The 17,761-nt window shown below is 71.0% G+C and carries 17 protein-coding genes; 8 read left to right on the top strand and 9 right to left on the bottom strand.

The window, feature by feature from the left end; genetic code table 11:
- Positions 1 to 61: 61 nt before the first annotated feature.
- Genes FY549_RS14090 through FY549_RS14125 form a run of 8 tightly spaced genes read right to left on the bottom strand, consistent with a single transcriptional unit; the run spans position 62 to position 6,942 of the window.
- Complete coding sequence (locus FY549_RS14090) at positions 62 to 1,588, bottom strand: serine hydrolase domain-containing protein (RefSeq protein ID WP_149085568.1); 1,527 nt, start codon at positions 1,586 to 1,588, stop codon at positions 62 to 64.
- Complete coding sequence (locus tag FY549_RS14095) at positions 1,585 to 2,298, bottom strand: type 1 glutamine amidotransferase (RefSeq protein WP_149085569.1); 714 nt, start codon at positions 2,296 to 2,298, stop codon at positions 1,585 to 1,587. Before FY549_RS14095 ends, FY549_RS14090 begins: the two co-directional genes overlap by 4 nt.
- Positions 2,295 to 3,425 carry a dipeptidase gene (locus tag FY549_RS14100; protein WP_200839020.1) on the bottom strand — a complete coding sequence of 377 codons (1,131 nt, stop codon included), beginning with the start codon at positions 3,423 to 3,425 and terminating at the stop codon, positions 2,295 to 2,297. The genes FY549_RS14095 and FY549_RS14100 overlap by 4 nt, the downstream gene beginning before the upstream one ends.
- Entirely contained in the window at positions 3,409 to 4,296 is an 888-nt protein-coding gene (locus FY549_RS14105; protein WP_149085570.1) for an aminotransferase class IV, read from the bottom strand. The genes FY549_RS14100 and FY549_RS14105 overlap by 17 nt, the downstream gene beginning before the upstream one ends.
- Before the next feature lie 30 nt (positions 4,297 to 4,326).
- On the bottom strand, positions 4,327 to 5,475 hold the full coding sequence (menC, locus tag FY549_RS14110; protein WP_149085571.1) for an o-succinylbenzoate synthase: 1,149 nt from the start codon (positions 5,473 to 5,475) through the stop codon (positions 4,327 to 4,329).
- Positions 5,472 to 6,161 carry a MurR/RpiR family transcriptional regulator gene (locus FY549_RS14115; RefSeq protein WP_149085572.1) on the bottom strand — a complete coding sequence of 230 codons (690 nt, stop codon included), beginning with the start codon at positions 6,159 to 6,161 and terminating at the stop codon, positions 5,472 to 5,474. Before FY549_RS14115 ends, menC begins: the two co-directional genes overlap by 4 nt.
- The gene (locus tag FY549_RS14120) at positions 6,158 to 6,358 is read right to left on the bottom strand and encodes a hypothetical protein (RefSeq protein ID WP_149085573.1); all 201 of its coding nucleotides are present in this window, start codon (positions 6,356 to 6,358) and stop codon (positions 6,158 to 6,160) included. The genes FY549_RS14115 and FY549_RS14120 overlap by 4 nt, the downstream gene beginning before the upstream one ends.
- Positions 6,355 to 6,942, bottom strand: a complete 588-nt coding sequence (locus FY549_RS14125; protein WP_149085574.1) for a hypothetical protein — start codon at positions 6,940 to 6,942, stop codon at positions 6,355 to 6,357. Before FY549_RS14125 ends, FY549_RS14120 begins: the two co-directional genes overlap by 4 nt.
- 93 nt (positions 6,943 to 7,035) lie before the next feature.
- Between FY549_RS14125 and FY549_RS14130 the strand changes: the two genes are divergently transcribed.
- The 8 genes from FY549_RS14130 to FY549_RS14165 all read left to right on the top strand — a co-directional run bounded on the left by FY549_RS14130 (position 7,036) and on the right by FY549_RS14165 (position 16,580).
- On the top strand, positions 7,036 to 8,184 hold the full coding sequence (locus tag FY549_RS14130) for a M20/M25/M40 family metallo-hydrolase (protein WP_149085575.1): 1,149 nt from the start codon (positions 7,036 to 7,038) through the stop codon (positions 8,182 to 8,184).
- Between the two features lie 314 nt (positions 8,185 to 8,498).
- Positions 8,499 to 10,301 carry an ABC transporter substrate-binding protein gene (locus FY549_RS14135; protein WP_200839133.1) on the top strand — a complete coding sequence of 601 codons (1,803 nt, stop codon included), beginning with the start codon at positions 8,499 to 8,501 and terminating at the stop codon, positions 10,299 to 10,301.
- A 72-nt stretch (positions 10,302 to 10,373) separates the two neighbouring features.
- Complete coding sequence (locus FY549_RS14140) at positions 10,374 to 11,417, top strand: ABC transporter permease (RefSeq protein WP_149085577.1); 1,044 nt, start codon at positions 10,374 to 10,376, stop codon at positions 11,415 to 11,417.
- Entirely contained in the window at positions 11,414 to 12,328 is a 915-nt protein-coding gene (locus tag FY549_RS14145; protein WP_149085578.1) for an ABC transporter permease, read from the top strand. The genes FY549_RS14140 and FY549_RS14145 overlap by 4 nt, the downstream gene beginning before the upstream one ends.
- Position 12,329: 1 nt before the next feature.
- Positions 12,330 to 13,979, top strand: coding sequence for an ATP-binding cassette domain-containing protein (locus FY549_RS14150; protein ID WP_149085579.1), 1,650 nt, complete (start codon positions 12,330 to 12,332; stop codon positions 13,977 to 13,979).
- Complete coding sequence (locus FY549_RS14155) at positions 13,976 to 14,941, top strand: LD-carboxypeptidase (protein WP_149085580.1); 966 nt, start codon at positions 13,976 to 13,978, stop codon at positions 14,939 to 14,941. The genes FY549_RS14150 and FY549_RS14155 overlap by 4 nt, the downstream gene beginning before the upstream one ends.
- Entirely contained in the window at positions 14,938 to 15,771 is an 834-nt protein-coding gene (locus tag FY549_RS14160; RefSeq protein ID WP_149085581.1) for a serine hydrolase, read from the top strand. Before FY549_RS14155 ends, FY549_RS14160 begins: the two co-directional genes overlap by 4 nt.
- Positions 15,768 to 16,580, top strand: coding sequence for a serine hydrolase (locus FY549_RS14165; RefSeq protein WP_149085582.1), 813 nt, complete (start codon positions 15,768 to 15,770; stop codon positions 16,578 to 16,580). Before FY549_RS14160 ends, FY549_RS14165 begins: the two co-directional genes overlap by 4 nt.
- Positions 16,581 to 16,676: 96 nt before the next feature.
- Here FY549_RS14165 and FY549_RS14170 read toward each other — a convergent pair whose 3' ends face one another.
- On the bottom strand, positions 16,677 to 17,726 hold the full coding sequence (locus FY549_RS14170; RefSeq protein ID WP_149085583.1) for a P1 family peptidase: 1,050 nt from the start codon (positions 17,724 to 17,726) through the stop codon (positions 16,677 to 16,679).
- Positions 17,727 to 17,761 lie beyond the last annotated feature (35 nt).

The following is a 17,761-nucleotide window of genomic DNA, read 5'->3' on the forward strand; positions in this document are numbered from 1 at the left end:
TCGGGATGCCTCCATCCTAGGGCGGTTTTTTGGACCCGGTCGATCTGCTCGGTCGGGGGGCTCAGCCGGCGGGGAGGACGATCCGGTGGCGTTCGGCCGCGCCGCGTCGCTCGCCGTCGATGAGCGTCTCTCCCGAGGCGACGACCGCGACGCTCAGCCCCTGCACCCGCGGCTCGGGCAGACCGATGAGGCGCACCTCCACGAGAAGGTCGCGCTGGTGGCCGGCGATCCGCCAGCGCAGCTCGGCCTCGGTCGCGGCGGCGACCACGCGGTCGGCGAACGGCGCCTGCTGCGCGCGCAACCCGCCGATCTCGTCCAGCTGCCTGGCGAGCCGGGCGTCCCGCACGTCCGCAGGGACGTCGTCGAGGACGTGGTCGGCGAGGAACGGGTAGTCGGCAGCGGGCTGCCCGGACCGGAGCGCGGCGTCGATCGCCCGCGCCGCGGCGATGGTCTCCGTCCACGGGTGCACGACCGCCGAGGGGGCATGCGTCGTTTCGAGGAGGTCCTGCAGCGCCGCCCCCGCAACCCGGCGGGCACCGAACTCGTCCGAATTGCCGAACGCGATCACGCCGATGCCCGTGGCCGCGTGCCACCGCATGTGCGCCGAGAAGCCGGGAAGCCCTCCGGAGTGCTGCACGACACGACCGAAGCGGCGGTCGTCCTCGACCACGAGCCCGTATCCGTAGCCGGCACCGGCGAGGTCTCGCCCGTCGAACGCGGCGGAGTGCACGGGGATCGGCGTGCGGGCCTGCTGCAGCTCCCGTCGCGACGCCGGCGCCAGCACGTCCGGCGCGACCGGATGGTCGGTGAAGGCCGAGCCGAGGAACCACATCCACGTCGCGATGTCGTCGACCGTGCTGAACATGCTTCCGATGCAGCCGAGCGCCCCGGAGCCCACCAACGGCTCGGCGCGGAACGTCGCACCGTCATCGAACGTCCGGAACCCACCGGCCAACTCCTCCGCGGCGAAGTCGTCCGGGACGTGCGACGTGCGGTGCAGGCCGAGTGGGTGCAGCAGGGCCTCCCGGATCACGTCCTCCACAGCACGCCCCGTCACCGCTTCCACGACGCGCCCGAGCAGCGACTGGCCGAGGTTGGAGTACTGGTAGACGGTCCCCGGCGCGGCCGTGAGGGGCACCCCGCCCGCGAACAGGGCGGCGATCTCGGCGCGGGGCGCGTCGAGGTGCCGGTCCACCCAGGCGTTGTCCTCCCCCAGCCCCGAGCGGTTGGAGAGCAGCAGGTCGCCCGTGACCTCGACGTCCGCATCGCGATGCCGTAATCGGACCTCGGGCAGATACGCGCGGATCGGCACGTGCAGGTCGAGCAGGCCGCGGTCGCGCAGCGAGAGCACTGCGGCGGCGAGGAAGCTCTTGGACATCGACGCGATGCGGAACACGGTGTCCCGTGTCGTCGGGGCCGCGTCGCCTCGGGGATGCCCGTGGGCCAGCACCGCGCGGACGCTCCCGCGTTCGGCGACCGCGGCGATGGCGGAGGGGGCGGCACGACGGGCGCGTTCGTCGAGGCCGTGGCGGAGCGCCTCGCTGGCGGTCTCCGCCGCAACGAGGACGCCCGCATCGTTCCGGGTCACGCCGGGACCCCGGCGCGCACCTCGTCGGCGAAGGCCTCGATGAGACCGCGACTGGCCGCGGTGTTGTGGTCGTGCACGCGCTCGGCGGCGGCGATGAGTGCCGGCAGTGATCGCCCCTCCCCGCGCAGGGCCGCATCGTCCCACCGTGCGAGGTCGGCAGCCGAGGCCTCGGGGTGGAACTGGACACCCCGGACCCGCCTCCCCAGCCGGAACGCCTGATTCTCGACGTCGGCACTCGACGCCAGCAGCACGGCGCCGCGGGGGAGCCGCGTGATCATGTCCTGGTGATTCTCGATCATCGGGGCCTCGTCACCGAGCGTGGCGAACAGCGCGTCCGTCCGCCCGGCGTCGGTCGGGCGGATCGGGGTCGCGCCGCGTTCGATCGGGCCCGTCTTCTCGGAGACCTCGCCGCCGGCGACGTGGGCGAGAAGCTGCCCGCCGAGGCAGATGCCGAGGGTGGGAAGGTCGGCGGCGATGGCCTCCGCGGCGAGCGCCCGCTCGGCCTCGAGCCACGGCGCGCGGTCGTCGTCATCCGGCATGAGGCCGCCGCCGAGCAGCACGAGGCCGGCGTAGCCGTTCAGCGAGGCCGGGAGGGCCTGCTCGGCGCCCACGATCTCCTCGACGTCGATCCCCTTCGCCCGCAGCCAGGTGCCGAGCCGGCGCGGCCCGGAGCTCGCGGAGTTCACGATCACGAGCACGCACGGGTTCACAGCGCGCCCTCCCGCGCCACCGTGTCCACCGCCGGAGCGAGCGCGGCCGCGGCGGGCTCTCCAGCGCGGCCGGCGAGGAAGGCCTCGTGGTCGGGGTCCGACGCCTCCAGCACCCGGAGGACGTTCTCGTGCGCCAGGGCCCGGAGGTCGCCCTCCGACCAGCCTCGACGCCGCAGCTCGGCGAACAGCGCCGGGTACCCCGAGACGTCGCCGAGACCGTCCGGCATCGCGTCGGAGCCGTCGTAGTCGGCGCCGATCCCGACCGTCTGCGCTCCGGCGACGTGACGCACGTGGTCCAGGTGGTCGGCGACATCACGGACGCCGACGCGCGGGGGCTCTCCCTGTCCCCCCGCCTCCCACCAGTCGCGGCGGGCCTGCGAGACGAACGTGGGGACGAAGGGGACCATCACGACGCCGCCCTGCGCGCCGATCGCGGCGAGCACGTCGTCGGGCACGTTGCGCGGGTGGTCGCACAGCGCGAAGGCGCCCGAATGGCTGACCATCACCGGCCGCGTCGTGACCTCGAGGGCATGCCGCATGGTGGTGGGGGCGACGTGGGAGAGGTCCACGAGCACGCCGATGCGGTTCATCTCCCTGACCACCTCGCGGCCGAAGTCCGTCAGCCCTCCGTGCCGCGCCTCGTCCGTCGCGGAGTCCGCCCAGTCGATGGTCCGTGACCAGGTGAGCGTGAGGTACCGCGCGCCCAGACGGGCGAACTGCCGCAGCACCGCGAGCGACCCGCCGAGCTGATCGCCGCCCTCGATCCCGATGAGCGAAGCGATACGGCCGTCCGCCATGGCCGCGCGCGCATCGGCCGCGGTCCGGGCGATCGCGAAGCGCTGCGGGTGGGCGTCGACGAGCCGGTGCACGAAGTCGATCTGCTCGAGCGTGGCCACCACCTGCTCCGCGCCCTCCAGCACGGGGTCGACCCACACCGACCAGAACTGCCCTGCGACGCCCCCGGCGGTCAGGCGAGGGAGATCGGTCTGCGTCGCCGGCACCGACCCGGACAGTTCGGCCACGCGGTAACCGAGCAACGTCCTGCTCGCCCAGGCGAGATCGTTGTGTCCGTCGATCACCCGATCGACGGGGCGCTCCTGGTCGACCATCTCAGTCCTCTCGTCCATCCAGCACCGCGTTCATCCGCGCGGTGAGTTCGCGGTCCACGCCACGAACGACACCATCCAGTTCACGAACCGGTACCGCACCGCGGGTGCTGGAGCACAGCCACAGGGCATCCGCCCGGTCCAGATCGTCCCGCCACATCGTGCCGACCCTCGACGGCACGTCGGCGAGTCCCGCGAACACGTCGGCCTGCGTCGTCCCGGGGAGTACGCCCTGCTCGGGCGGTGGCGTGACCAGTGTTCCATCGAGTCGCGCGATCAGCGTCGACCGCGGCCCTTCCAGCACGAAGCCGTCGGCGCTGACGAAGATGACATCGTCCGCGCCACGCCGCCGCGCCTCCCGCAGCGCCGCCTGGTTCACGGCGTACGCGAGCGACTTCGCCCCCTGCAGCAGCCAGGGCGCCGTCTGCATGACGTCGTGCCGGTACCCGCGGTCGAGGACCACTGCCGAGACACCCCGGTCACGGACGGCATCCGGGTCCTCGCCCGCGAAGCCCAGCACCCACCCCGTCGGTCCGGAGGAGTCGATTTCGTCGCCGCGGGTCATCGCGAACTTGATCGACGCGATCTCCCCGTCGCGGAGGACCCCCGGCCGGGAGACCTCGGCGGCCGCGCGGCGGACCGCCTCGGCCCACAGCTCCCGATGGGGTGTCGGCAGCGCCAGGAGCTGTGCCGAGCGTTCCAGTCGCGTCAGATGCGCCTCCAGGGCCTGCGGCCTCCCCCCGCGCACCACGGCGGTCTCGAAGACACCGTCGCCACGGGTCACGCCGAGGTCGGTCGCCCGGATGATCGGCTCCCGGGGGTCGACGGCATGGATCCCGCCCTCCGCTGCCTCGTCCGCGAGGTCGAGCCGGTACAGCAGCAGTGCACGCATGGGATTCCGCTCTCGCAGGGTCGGGATCGGTCAGCCCGCGGTCAGGACGGCCTCGGGGGCGTCCGCCGGGGAGGAGTCGAAGATGCGGGACGCGTCGCGGGCGATGCGCTCGACCAGCACCTCGTGCCCGATGCCCGGCCCGGTGGGGACCGTGACGCGACCAGCGGCCGCGGTCACCGGAGGAGCGATGATGTCGGACTCGTAGTACTTGTCCGACCCGGACACGTCCGACGGCAGCAGGAAACCGGGCAATGATGACAGCGCGACGTTCGCGGCGCGGCCGATGCCGAACTCGTGCATTCCGCCGCACCAGACGGGGATGCCCGCGTCCCGCGCCACATCGTGTGCCGCGCGAGCCACGGTGAGCCCGCCCATCCGGGACACCTTGATGTTCAGGACCCGTCCCGCCCCGAGCCGGATCATCGTTCGCAGGTCTCCGAGGTCGACGACGGATTCGTCGAGACACACGTCCGTGTCGAGGCGGGCCTGGAGGTCGGCGTGCGCCACGAGGTCGCGGGGCGCGAAGGGCTGCTCGATCATGGTGAGCGCCTCGCGATCCAGGCTCGTGAACACCGCGGCGGCGCGCTCGTCGTCGGCATACGCGCCGTTCGCGTCCACATGGAGGTCGAGGTCGGGGTAGGCGGCGCGCACCGCCCGCACCGGCTCGACGTCCCACCCCGGAGCGATCTTGAGCTTGACCCGGGGGTAGCCGGCCGCGCGCTGCAGCTCGACCTGGGCGAGCAGCTCATCGATCGACGGCTCGATCCCGAGCGACACCCCGGCGACGACCTCGTCGCGCGTCCCGCCCAGCGCTGCGGAGAGCGCGATCCCCCGCATCCGGGCGGCCAGGTCCCAGAGCGCGCCGGAGAACCCGGCCTTGGCGAACTCGTGCCCGCGGACCCGTGCCCACGATGCCTCGAGGTCGGTCGGCTCATCGCCTTCCGCACGCAGCAGCGCGGGCACGAGGTAGCGCGTCGCGATCTCCCACGCGGTGACGGTGGTCTCCGCGCCGTAGAACGGATCGCTCGGCGAGGCGATCTCCCCCCAGCCGGTCTGCCCACCGGCGTCGGTGACCTCGACCAGCACGTGCTCGATGCCGGATTTCCGGTGCGAACTCGTCTCGAAGCTGTGCAGGAGCGGCTGACGCAGGGCGAACAGCCGGACGCGGACGACCCTCACGCGTCCTCCTCCGGTCGGGGGCGCGATGTCTCGGGGCCGTAGAGCCCGAGCCGCGCCACCAGCCGGTCTCGTTCCGCCAGCCGTCGACGCGCGCCCTTCGCGCTCGCGGTGGTGAGCGCGCTCAGGAGATGACAGACCGCGGCGACTGGGGTCGGTGAGTCGGCGTACGACGCCGATCCGGTTCGCACCCGGATCAGGGAGGTCGCGATCGGCGCCAGCGGGGCGTCCTCGCTGTCGGTGATGACGACGAGCTGGCCCCCCGCCTCGTGGAAGAGCCGTCCGAGCCGCACGGTCTCCTCGCGGTAGCGCCGCAGCGAGAACGCGATGAGCACGTCGCTGGCCCGGACGTCCGTGAGCACGGTGAGCGGCTGCAGCGCATGACCGTCAACGAGGAACACGTTCGACAGGGTCGCCGACAGATCCGCGTTGAGGAGTTGCGCGTACGCGGCCGCCTTGCCCTCGCCGGCCACGTAGCGCCGGCGGGCACCGAGCAGCAGCGCCGCCGCGTGCGGGACCTGGGCGGAACGGCTCAGTTCCTCGAAGGTCTGCGCGAGCGTCCGCTGCTCGGTCTCGATGATCCGCGCCTGGATGCTCTCGGCGGAGAGGTTGGTCCGGATGCGCTCGCCGTAGCGGTCACGCGGAGAGACGAGGTCGCGATCCTCCTGGTCGTGGTCGTGGTCGTTCATGCCGTGCCCTCCCCGGGTGTCGCGCGGTAGACCGCCGTGTCCTCGTCGAGGCGTGCGGCCCCGACGAGGACCTCGCCGCGGCGGAACGCCGCGGTCATCGATCGCTCCAGATCCCGCCGCAGCACCGCACGCTCCTCGGCGTCGAGGGCGTCGGGGCGGGTGGGGATCGCGATCCAGGTGTCGCCGTCCGCCGTCACGGCTCGCCCCCCAGTCGTCCGGCCCGAGCATGGGCGGGACAGGGAGGGAGCCGGCGGACCGAGCGATCCGCGCCGTCGAGGTCCCACGAGACCACCAGGCGGTCGGTGTCGGGGCGCGCGTAGTAGTCCCGCTCGTACGCGATGCCGACCGCACCGAGGGAGCTCAGGTTGAAATGCGCGTTCCGGGAGAGCAGCGGATCGAACGTCCATCGCATGCTCCGCTGTCCCCATCGCAGTGCCACGGCGCGCTGCGCGAGCTTGAGCGCCTGGCCGACGCCACGCCCCTGCTGCGCGGGGTCGACGGCGGCCGCCTGCGAGTAGTGGAAACAGGCGCCGTCCGCATCGCAGCCCGCGAAGCCGTAGGCGAAGCCGATCAGCGCACCCTCCTCGGTGAAGGCGCCGACCGCGGAGCCGCCGTTGCGGGCCAGCGCGGTGAGGAGGTTCGCGTTCAGCGCGTACTCGCTCTCCGTGTATGCGAAGACGCGGGCGTACAGCGCGGCCGCCGCTCGGAACTCGGCGTGCTGGGTGAGCTCGCGGCAGCCGTAGCCGACACCGGCGTCGGCAGCCACCGAAGGATGAGGCACGATACGTTTCCTAAGATCGAGGGGTCATGCTGCTCTGAGCGATGCTATCGGCGGGTTGCGAGGCGATCAAGGGGCAAGATACGGTTCGTAACCGTGACGACTTCTCCGAGAGTGCGCGGCGCGGACCATCCTTCCGACGACATCATCGCACTCGTCCGCGAACTCGTGCTGATCGAGACGCCGAGCCGCGACCGGGAAGCGAGCGCCCGGATCGCCGATCTGCTGTCCGCCTGGTTCGCCAGCATCGGCGGGCGCGTTCACCGCAGCACCCACGAGCTCGGAACCGACCTCGTCATCGACGTCCCCGGTACCGGAGAGCCGATCCTGCTCATCGGGCACACGGATACCGTGTGGCCGGTCGGAACGCTCGACGGCGACGTTCCGTGGGCAGAAGAGGGCGATGTCGTGCGCGGCCCCGGCTCCTATGACATGAAGGCCGGCATCGTCGTGATGCTGGAGACGCTGCGCCAGCTGCAACCCCTGCCGGTCGAACGGCGCCGCGCCGTACGGATCGTGCTGGTGTCGGACGAGGAGATCGGCTCGCCCGCATCCGGCCCCCTGCTCGCGGAACGAGCTCGGGGCACGGCCTGTGCCGTCGGGTTCGAATCCCCCCACCCCGACGGCGCTCTGAAGGTCGGCCGCCGCGGCAGCGCCCGCGTGCGCGTCGCCGTCACCGGACGCGCCGCCCATGCCGCGCTCGACCCGGAGCACGGCGTCTCGGCGATCGACGAGCTCGTGGACCAGCTCCTTCGGGTCCGCGAGATCGTCGCCGACCCGGATCTTCCGACCCCGGTGCTGTGCAACGTCGGCGTCATCGGAGGCGGAGCCCGCACCAACGTGGTTCCGGCGCACGCGGAGGCCGAGCTCGGACTCCGCTTCCTCGACTCCGCCGCCGAGGATCTCGTCCTCACCGCGCTCCGGGGCCTGACGCCCGTTCGACCCGGCGCCCGAGTCGAGGTCGACGTTCTCGGAGCGCGTCCCGCCTGGCAGGCCTCCGCGGCGGACGCCGCCTTCCTCGCCCGGATCGCCGGCGCCGGCGCCGCCGTCGGGCAGCACATCGACGGACGCCCTGCGGCCGGAGCGGGCGACACGAACCTCCTGGGCTCTCTGGGCCTCCCGACCGTCGACGGCTTCGGACCTCGGGGCGGCGGCGCACACGCGCGGGACGAGCATTTCCTGCGTTCCTCCCTGCACGAACGCATTGCCCTCCTGCGCGCCGTGCTCACCATCCCGGTGGAGTGACGATACGATTCCGGTTCCCGCGCTCACCCCGAATCACCGCGGGATACGTTCCGGATGTCTTGCCCGGCGATAGCTCGGTAGTTCAGGCCATGTCGATGCGCGCATCCTGGCATCCGCGTGTTTCCGCCGTGTTACACCTCCGCGACGACGGGATCCCTCTCCCGAGCGCGGGACTTTTCTTCGGCGATACGCATCGAATGTCTTGACCGCACGGCCGTCTTCCGCTTGCATGGTCAGCACCGACCCGGCTTCACTGTGGATCCGGGCGGCGCCCGAAGGGACCTTCCATGCGTCTTGCCCCCCGCTCCAGAACCGTGCGAAGTCTGACCGCCGCCGCGATCGCCTCCGCGCTCCTCGTCGCCGCTCCGGTCGGTGCCGCCCAGGCACAGTCCGTCAGCGCGGCCACCGAATCCCCGGCGTCCGAGACAACGCTGCGTATCGCCACCTCCGGATTCGTGGACACGTTCAACCCGTTCATCTCGATCTACCTCACGCCGACGAACATCATCCGATACGTCTACGAGTCGCTCGTCCAGAACGATGCCGAGGACGGCTCCCCCACGAAGGGCCTCGCCGACTCCTGGGAGGCGACGGACGGCGGGCAGACGTGGACCTTCACGCTCCAGGACGACCTCGTGTGGTCGGACGGCGAACCCATCACCTCGGCCGACGTGAAGTACACCTACGACCAGATGATGACGGTTCCCGCGCTGGGCACCGCCAACGGCAACCTCGTCTCGAACTTCGAGAAGGTCGAGGCCCCGGACGACAAGACCGTCGTCATCACCCTGAAGACCCCGCAGGCCCCGAACCCCGGCTCGGAGATCCCGATCGTGCCGAAGCACATCTGGGAGGAGGTCGACGACCCGACGACCTTCACCAACGACGCCGACGTCGTCGGCTCCGGCCCGTTCGTCCTGGACAGCTACTCGGCCAACCAGTCCATCGTGCTGAAGGCGAACGAGAACTTCTGGCGCGGCGCCCCCAAGATCGACGCGATCCAGTACGTGTACTACACGAACTCCGACGCTCAGGTGCAGGCGCTCAAGGCCGGCGACGTCGACCTCGTCACTGGGCTCACCCCGACCCAGTTCTCGGCACTCGACGGCGTCGACGGCATCACCACGCACTCCGGTGAGGGCCGCCGCTACCACTCGATCAGCATCAACGTCGGCCAGCAGACGCGCGACAACGTGCCCTACGGCACGGGCAACGCGGCACTGAAGGAGCTCGAGGTGCGCCAGGCGATCCGTCTCGGCACCGACACGGAGACCCTGCTCGACAAGGTCCTGGACGGCGAGGGCACTCTCGCGACCAGCTTCATTCCCGCATCGTTCCCGAAGTGGCACCTGTCCGACGACGACGTGATCGTCGGCTTCGACCCCGAGGCGGCGCAGGCGAAGCTGGACGAGGCCGGCTGGGTCCCGGGGGCGGACGGTATCCGCGAGAAGGACGGCCAGCGCCTCAGTCTGCGTCTGCTGACGGATGCGGACGACGCCAACGAGCAGTCCATCTCGGACTTCTTCGTGCCCTGGATGAAGGACATCGGCATCGAGATCACGGTCGAGTCCACCGACTCCGACACGATCAGCGCGAAGGCCACCTCCGGCGACTACGACCTGTACTTCAGCGGCTGGTCGGTCAACCCCGACCCCGACTACCAGCTCGGCATCAACACCTGCATGAACCTGCCGACCGCGACCGACGGCACCGGCGGCACCACGCAGGACGGGTACTGCAACCCGGAGTTCGACGAGATGTACGCCGAACAGCGCTCCGAGATCGACGAGGAGAAGCGCCAGGAGATCGTGCACGACATGCTCGCGCTGAACTACACCGACACGGCGCAGGTCGCGACCTGGTACGCCAACTCGCTCGAGGCGTACCGCTCCGACCGGTTCACGGGCTTCACCCTGCAGCCCAAGGACGGCGGCATCATCGCCAACCAGGCCGGCTACTGGGGCTACCTGACCGTCGAGCCGGTCGAGGGGGCGTCCGCCGGCGGCACCGGCACGAACACCGGACTCATCATCGGAGGCGTCGTGGTGGGGGTGGTCCTGATCGGAGGACTCATCTTCTTCCTGATCCGTCGCCGCAACATCGCCGACGTCGAATGAGCCCGGCGAGACGCCGCGGGCGGCGGGCCCCCCCCCCCGCGGCGTCTCCCGCTCCGCTGTAAGGAGTCCCCCATGTCCAACGCGGTACCCCCGTCCACCTCCGCCATCGCCACGAGCGCTGCGGCCGAGGAGCAACCCCAGGGCGTCGGCGCCCTCCGGTACTTCCTGGTCAAGCTCGGCGGCGCGGCGATCAGCCTGGCGATGGTGATCCTCCTCGGATTCTTCGCCTTCAAGATCCTGCCGGGAGATCCCGTGGCGTCGATCGCCCGCGAACGCGGGATGAGCGCCGAGCAGGCCGACCAGCTGCGCGAGCAGCTCGGTCTGAACAAGCCGCTGTGGCAGCAGTTCCTCGACTACCTCGGCAACGTCTTCACCCTGAACTTCGGCACGAGCTACGTCTACCGCACCTCGGTGTCCGAGCTCATCGGCCAATACTTCTGGAACACGATCCTCCTCACCGGCACGGCGGCCGTCATCGCGATCGCCCTCGGCCTCTGGCTCGGACAGAAGGCCGCCTGGAAGCACGGCTCCACGTTCGATCGTCTCGTCTCCGGCACGTCGCTCGTGTTCTGGTCGGTGCCGACCTTCTGGCTGGCGCTGCTGCTCCTGATGATCTTCGGCGGCACGTTGCACTGGTTCCCGACCGGAGGCATGGTCTCGCCCAACCCGCCCACCGATCCGGTCGGCGCGGTCTTGGACGTGATCTCGCACATGGTGCTCCCGGTGATCACGATGGTCGCGGTCGTCTACGCGCAGTACCTGATGGTGATGCGCAGCTCGCTCCTCGAGGAGATGGGCGCCGACTACCTCACGACCGCGCGGGCCAAGGGCCTCCGGGAAGACCTCGTCCGACGCCGGCACGCCGTCCCCAACGCCCTGCTGCCGACCGTGACACTCGTCTTCATGCACATCGGCGGCCTGATCGCCGGCGCGGTCACCGTGGAGACGGTGTTCTCCTGGCCCGGCCTCGGGAAGCTGACCTTCGAGGCCATCTCCGGACCCGACCTCCCGCTCCTGCAGGGCACCTTCGTGGTGTTCTCCACCATCATCATCGCGATGAACCTCGTCGCGGACCTCATCTACCGGCAGCTCGACCCGAGGGTGAGGCGCGCATGACCATGGCATCCCCGACCACCCGTTCCCCCCGCGCCCTGGCGTGGCATCGCCGCGGCACGGCTTTCGCCGACTTCTGCCGGCAGTTCGCCCAGCACCGGGCGGGCATGGTGGGCCTCGTCTTCCTCGTGATCGTGGCTCTCATCGCGATCCTCGCGCCCGTCATCGCCCCCGCCAGCATGCTCGACGTCACGAAGCTCGTCGACGTGCAGCGCTTCGCCCCGCCGTCCTGGGAGCATCCCCTCGGAACCGACCATCAGGGTCGCGAGATCTGGGTCCGCATGGTGTGGGGCGCCCGGGTGTCCCTGCTCGTCGGTCTCGCCGCCACGGCGATGTCGATGATCATCGGCACCCTCGTCGGCCTCTCGGCGGGCCACTTCACCGGATTCTTCGGCGGGCTGATGATGCGCATCATCGACTTCTTCCTCGTGCTGCCGTCGCTGATCCTCGCGATCGTGCTGTCGTCGGTGCTGAGCCGCGGCGTCTGGACGATCATCATCGCGATCGGCCTGACCTCGTGGGCCGGCACCGCCCGCGTCGTCCGCGCGCAAACCCTCTCGGTGGAGTCGCGCGACTACATCGAACGCTCGCGGGCGCTGGGCGCCGGGCACTGGCACATCATCATGAAGCACCTCCTCCCCGGGGTGCTGCCGCTCGTGCTCGCCAACACGACGCTGACGGTCGGCTCGGCGATCATCTCCGAATCCACGCTGGCGTTCCTCGGCCTCGGCGACACCACACTGCAGTCGTGGGGCTCGATCCTGAAGAACGCGATGGACGTCTCCGCGGCGACCAGCGGCTACTGGTGGTACGTGCTCGTGCCCGGCATCGCCATCGTCCTCGTCGTGCTGTCGTTCACCCTGATGGGTCGCGCCGTCGAGAACATCACCAACCCGACGCTGAGGAGCCGCTGAGATGCCCGATCTGATCTTCGACGACGTCTCCATCACCTACCGCACCTCCGGCCGCTCCGGTCGGGACGAGGTGGCGGCCGTGCGCAACGTCTCGCTCACCCTCCCGGCAGGACAGACCCTCGGCATCGCCGGCGAATCCGGTTCCGGCAAGTCCACCCTCGCGATGAGCGTGCTGCGGCTCCTGCCGCGCAACGCGCGTCTCAGCGGTCGCGTGCTGCTCGGCGACCAGGACGTCGCGACGCTGTCCTTCGGGCAGCTGCGCACGGTGCGCTGGGCGCAGACGTCCATCGTGTTCCAGGGGGCGATGCACTCGCTGAATCCCGTCCGCACGGTCGGCTGGCAGCTCCTGGAAGCGTTGGAGCTGCATGCCTCCGAGAAGTGGAAGGGCGAGAAGGCGCGGAAGGAGCGGGTACGGGAGCTGCTCGACATCGTCGACCTGCCGCAGCAGAAGAGCGAGTCGTACCCGCACGAACTCTCCGGCGGTCAGAAGCAGCGCGTCATGATCGCCATGGCCCTCGCGTGCGACCCCGAGGTCATCATCGCGGACGAGCCGACGACAGCGCTGGACGTGATCGTGCAGAAGCAGATCCTCGACATGATCTCGCGTCTGGTGGCGGAGCGTGGCATCTCGATGCTCATGATCAGCCACGACCTTTCGGTGCTCGCCACCGCGTGCGACCGGATCGCCATCATGCGCGACGGCGAGCTCGTCGAGGTCGGCGAGAGCTACGCGGTCTGCACGACTCCCGAGCAGGCGTACACCCGTCAGCTCGCCGACGCCTTCCCCACGATCGGCGACCCGGCGTCGCGGATGGCCCCGGTGACCCGGCACGGTCGCGGCGCGGACGATGTGCCCGAGATCACGCACGGCGACGAGGTGCTGCTCGAGGCGCGCGGGGTCAACGTGACATACCGCTCCGGCGGGCGCCCCGTCCACGCCGTGCGCGATGTCGACCTCTCCGTCCGCAAGGGCGAGATCGTGGCGCTGGTCGGCCAATCCGGCTCGGGCAAGTCGACCCTCGCCCGCGCGCTGATGGGCTTGCAGCCCGCCGACCCCGGGTCGCAGATCCTCTTCGACGGCGCACCGATTCCCTCCAAGGGCCGCGACCTCGCGCGGTTCCGCTCCCAGGTGCAGCTCGTGCTGCAGGACCCGTGGGCGGCTCTGAACCCGAAGCACAGCGTTTACGAGTCCGTGGCCGAGGGGCTGCGCGTGCAGCGCTTCCCCGGCGACGAGCGCGAACGGGTGGCACAGAGTCTCGCCGACGCGGAGCTCACGCCTCCGGAGCGGTACTTCGGCGCCATCCCTCAGGAGCTCAGCGGCGGGCAGCGCCAACGGGTCGTCATCGCGGGTGCGCTCGCCGTACAGCCACAGATGCTCATCGCCGACGAGCCGGTCGCCTCGCTCGACGCCTCCGTACGCGGCGAGATCCTCGGCCTGATGCTGGAGCTGCGTCGCAGGCTGGGGCTCTCGGCCCTCGTCATCACGCACGACCTCGGCCTCGCCTGGAACATCGCCCACTCGGTCGCGGTGATGTACCACGGGCAGATCGTCGAGCACGGACCCACCGAAGAGGTGCTGCTGAACCCGCAGCACGAGTACACCAGGCACCTGCTGTCCGCGGCGCCGCGCATCGAGGAGAAGACGGCATGAGCGTCACGACGGAGGCGGCGGTGTCGCCGTATCTCGACACGGCTCCCCTGCAACCCGGCGACACGGTGGCGATCGTCTCGCCGTCGGGCCCGGGGAACGAGGAGAACACCCAGCGCGCGGTGGACTACTACGAGTCCTGGGGGCTGAAGGTCCGGGTCGGCGCGAACGTCCTCGCCCCGCATCCGCGAGCGTCCTACCTCGCGGGACCGGATGACCTCCGCCGCGCCGACCTCGTCGACGCCTGGCTCGACCCCGAGGTGGATGCCGTCGTGACGGCGCGCGGAGGCTACGGCGCCCTCCGGCTGCTCGACGGCATCGACTGGGCCGCCATGCGCCGCGGTGCGCTCCGCCGCGACGGACGACCCAAGCTGCTCACGGGCTCGTCGGACGTGACGGCGCTGCACGAGACCTGGCGGGCACACCTCGATGTCGCGACGCTGTTCTGTCCCATGGCCGGGAACAACGTCTTCCGCGACTCCGAACAGGTGCGCGACGACGTCCGCCGGTGGCTGTTCGAGCCCTGGCGCGGGCGGGAGCTCATCGGCCCGAAGACCGAGATCATGACGCCGGGCCGTGCCGAGGGGCGCTTCACAGGCGGGAACCTCAGCCTGCTGGCGGCGGGTCTGGGCGCACCGGAGGCCGACGTCCCCGCGCCCGGCATCCTCTTCCTGGAGGACATCACGGAGGAGCCGTACCGCCTCGACAGCTTCGTGACGCAGCTCCGGCGCGCGGGTCGTCTCGCGCAGGCGACCGGAGTCGTCCTGGGATCCTGGCACGAGTGCGGCGATCTCGAGCTCGTCCACGCACTGATGCGCGACGAGTTCCAGGGCGCCGGCGTCCCCGTGCTGTGGGAGCAGGGGTTCGGCCACGACCCTCACGCGCTGACCATCCCCCTGGGTGTCGACGGGGTGCTGGATGCGACCGGCGACGAGCCCCGCCTCACGGTGGGACTGCCCGCATGACCCCGCTCCCATCCCTCGACCCTCGCGTCACCTGGTCCGTCCGGGTGGTGGACGCCGAGACCGGCGCGATCCTCGCCGAGCACGACCCGCATACGCAGTGCGAGACCGCGAGCATCGGGAAGATCTTCCTGCTCCTCGAGGTCGCTCGACGGCTGGAGGCGGGAATGCTCGCACCGGACGACCGGATCACGATCCCCGACGAGCACCGCGTCGAGGACTCCGGGCTTCTCTACCGCATGCACGACCAGCACGTCACGGTGCACGATGCGGCGCTCCTCGTCGGTGCCGTGAGCGACAACCTCGCCACGAACGCCCTCATCCACCTCTGCGGACTGGAGGAAGTGCGGGCCGTGGCGCCGGCCCTCGGGTACCGCGACACCGCACTGCACGACTACATCCGCAACGAGCGCACCCCCGATCTGCCGTGGACGCCGTCGTTCGGCACCGCGGCGGAACTCTCGGACGTGATGCGCCGTCTGGGGACGGGCGACGCGTTCTCCCCCGGCGTGAGCGCCAGGGTGCTGGACTGGCTTGCCGCCGACACGGACACGTCGATGACCGCCGATGCCTTCCTCCTCGACCCGCTCGCCCACGTCGAGGCCGAGTACCAGGGCATGGTGCTGCGCCACAAGACCGGGAGTGTGAGCTTCGCCCGCGTGGACGTCGGGCTCCTGCGCGGACCGCAGGCGGCCGTCGCGTACGCGGTGGCGGCGAACTGGAAGGACTCTGCGGCCGATCTCCGCGCCCCCGTGCTCGACGGGATGCGGGCCGTCGGCGAGCTCATCCGTGCGCACGTGACCGGGCGAGCGAGGGATGAGGCGGACGCATGAGCACCATCGACGTCGACCTCCCGGACGACAACGGCACCGTGTGGTCGGTCCTCGTCCAGGACATCGACTCCGGCGAGGTGCTGCGGGAGCACCACCCCGAAACCGTGATGGACACCGCGAGCATCGGCAAGATCTTCCTCCTGCACCGGCTCCTCACCGAGGTCGACGCCGGCACGCGCACGCTCGAGGAGCGCGTCACGCGACGGCCGGCCGAAGCGATCGAGGACTCTGGCCTCTGGTACCTGTTGCAGACCTCCGAGCTGTCGCTCTACGACGTGGCCGCGCTCATCGGTGCGGTGAGCGACAACGCCGCGACCAACACGCTGGGCCGCGTCATCGGCATCCCGACCGTGCAGGAACACACCCGTGGCCTGGGCTACACGGCATCTGCGCTCGACGACATCGTGCGCTGGCCGATCCCGCCCGGCGCCCCGAAGACGCTGTCCCACGCGAACGCCGCGGAGCTCGTGCGCTTCATGTCGCGACTGGCCGACGGGACCGATCTCTCCCCCGCCTCGGCCGACACGCTGCGCCGCTGGCTCGGCGCCGGGATGGACCTGTCGATGGTCGCCGCGGCGTTCGACCTCGACCCCCTCGCACACTGGGGCTACGACCGTGGCGTCTGGCTGCTGAACAAGACCGGCACGATCTCCCGCGTCCGCGCCGACACCGGGATCGTGATGTCCCCCACCCGCCGGATCGCCTACGCCGTCTTGGCGAACTGGAACCGTGGCGCCGACGGACGCGGCCCCGTGCTGGCTGCCATGCGCCGCATCGGAGACGGCATCCACGCCGCGCTCACCGACTGATCACCGTTCACAACTCAGGAGTTCCGGCCGAGGGCGGCGCGACGCACCGCGCCCGGGGAAACAGCAGCACGGTCTCTCCTGAGTTGTGAACGCGGGTCAGACGGCTCCGGCTCGCGCCAGGCGCTCCCGCACCCGGTCGATCGGCACCGCCTGCGCCGTTCGCCCCTCGGGCCCCACCGTCGTCTCGGCGGCGAGCACGGAGTTGACCAACGCCTCCTCGGCCGCGTCCATCGTCGCGGCGAAGAGCGGCGAGAGCTCGTCGTCGGCCGTGGGGCCGTCCGCGGTCCGCTCGGCCACGGAGAAGGCGATCGCGTAGTCGCCGCTGCCCTGCGCATAGTCCGCCCCGACACCCCGCATGGCGAACACGGCGCGGTTGGCCACGCGGCCGAGCTGGCGGCCGTCGACCGGCGCGTCCGTCGCGACGACGATCATGCAGGAGTTGCCGACGGGCTGCGCCGGAGCGTCCGCGAGCAGCTCCTCCGCGGGCAGCGGGACGCCCGCGATCCGCAGCGTGCCGCTGAAGTTCGTCTGCACGAGCGCACCGACCGTGAACGGGTACCCCGCGACGGCGACGAGTCGGGACGCGGTGCCGATCCCGCCCTTGTACCCGAGGGCGACGGTTCCGGCGCCGGCGCCGACGCACCCTTCCGCGACCGGACCGGGAGCCGCAGCGGCCAGGGCCGTCGTCACCTGCTCCTCGCCCACCGCCCGCCGTCGGATGTCCGAGAGGAAGCCGTCGTTCGTCTCCCCCACCACCGGATTCAGCGTCGTCGTCCGCGCGTGCATCGGAGTCGCCAGCAGATGGCCGACGAGCGCGTCGGCGACACGGAACACCGACAGCGTCGATGTCAGCAGGATCGGCGTCTCCAGAGCCCCGAGCTCGCGGAGCTGAGTGGCGCCGACGAGCTTGCCGTAGCCGTTGCCGACCGACAGGTTCGCGGGCAGGCTGCGGCGCTCGGCACTGAGGGCGTCGGGCACGATCGCCGTCACACCCGTGTGTAGGCCGTCGCCGTGCAGCGTGGCATGGCCGACCCGCACGCCCGGGACGTCCGTGATGGCGTTCCCCGGGCCGCGCGCGAAGGCCCCGGACGGGACGCCGAGATCGGCGAGTCGGGGGCGGGGGCAAGGCGACGACGGCGATGTCATGCCTCGATCCTCCCAGCGGCCGGAGGGCGGGCGGC

It is taken from the genome of Microbacterium sp. 1S1 (assembly GCF_008271365.1).
Taxonomy (GTDB): Bacteria; Actinomycetota; Actinomycetes; order Actinomycetales; family Microbacteriaceae; genus Microbacterium.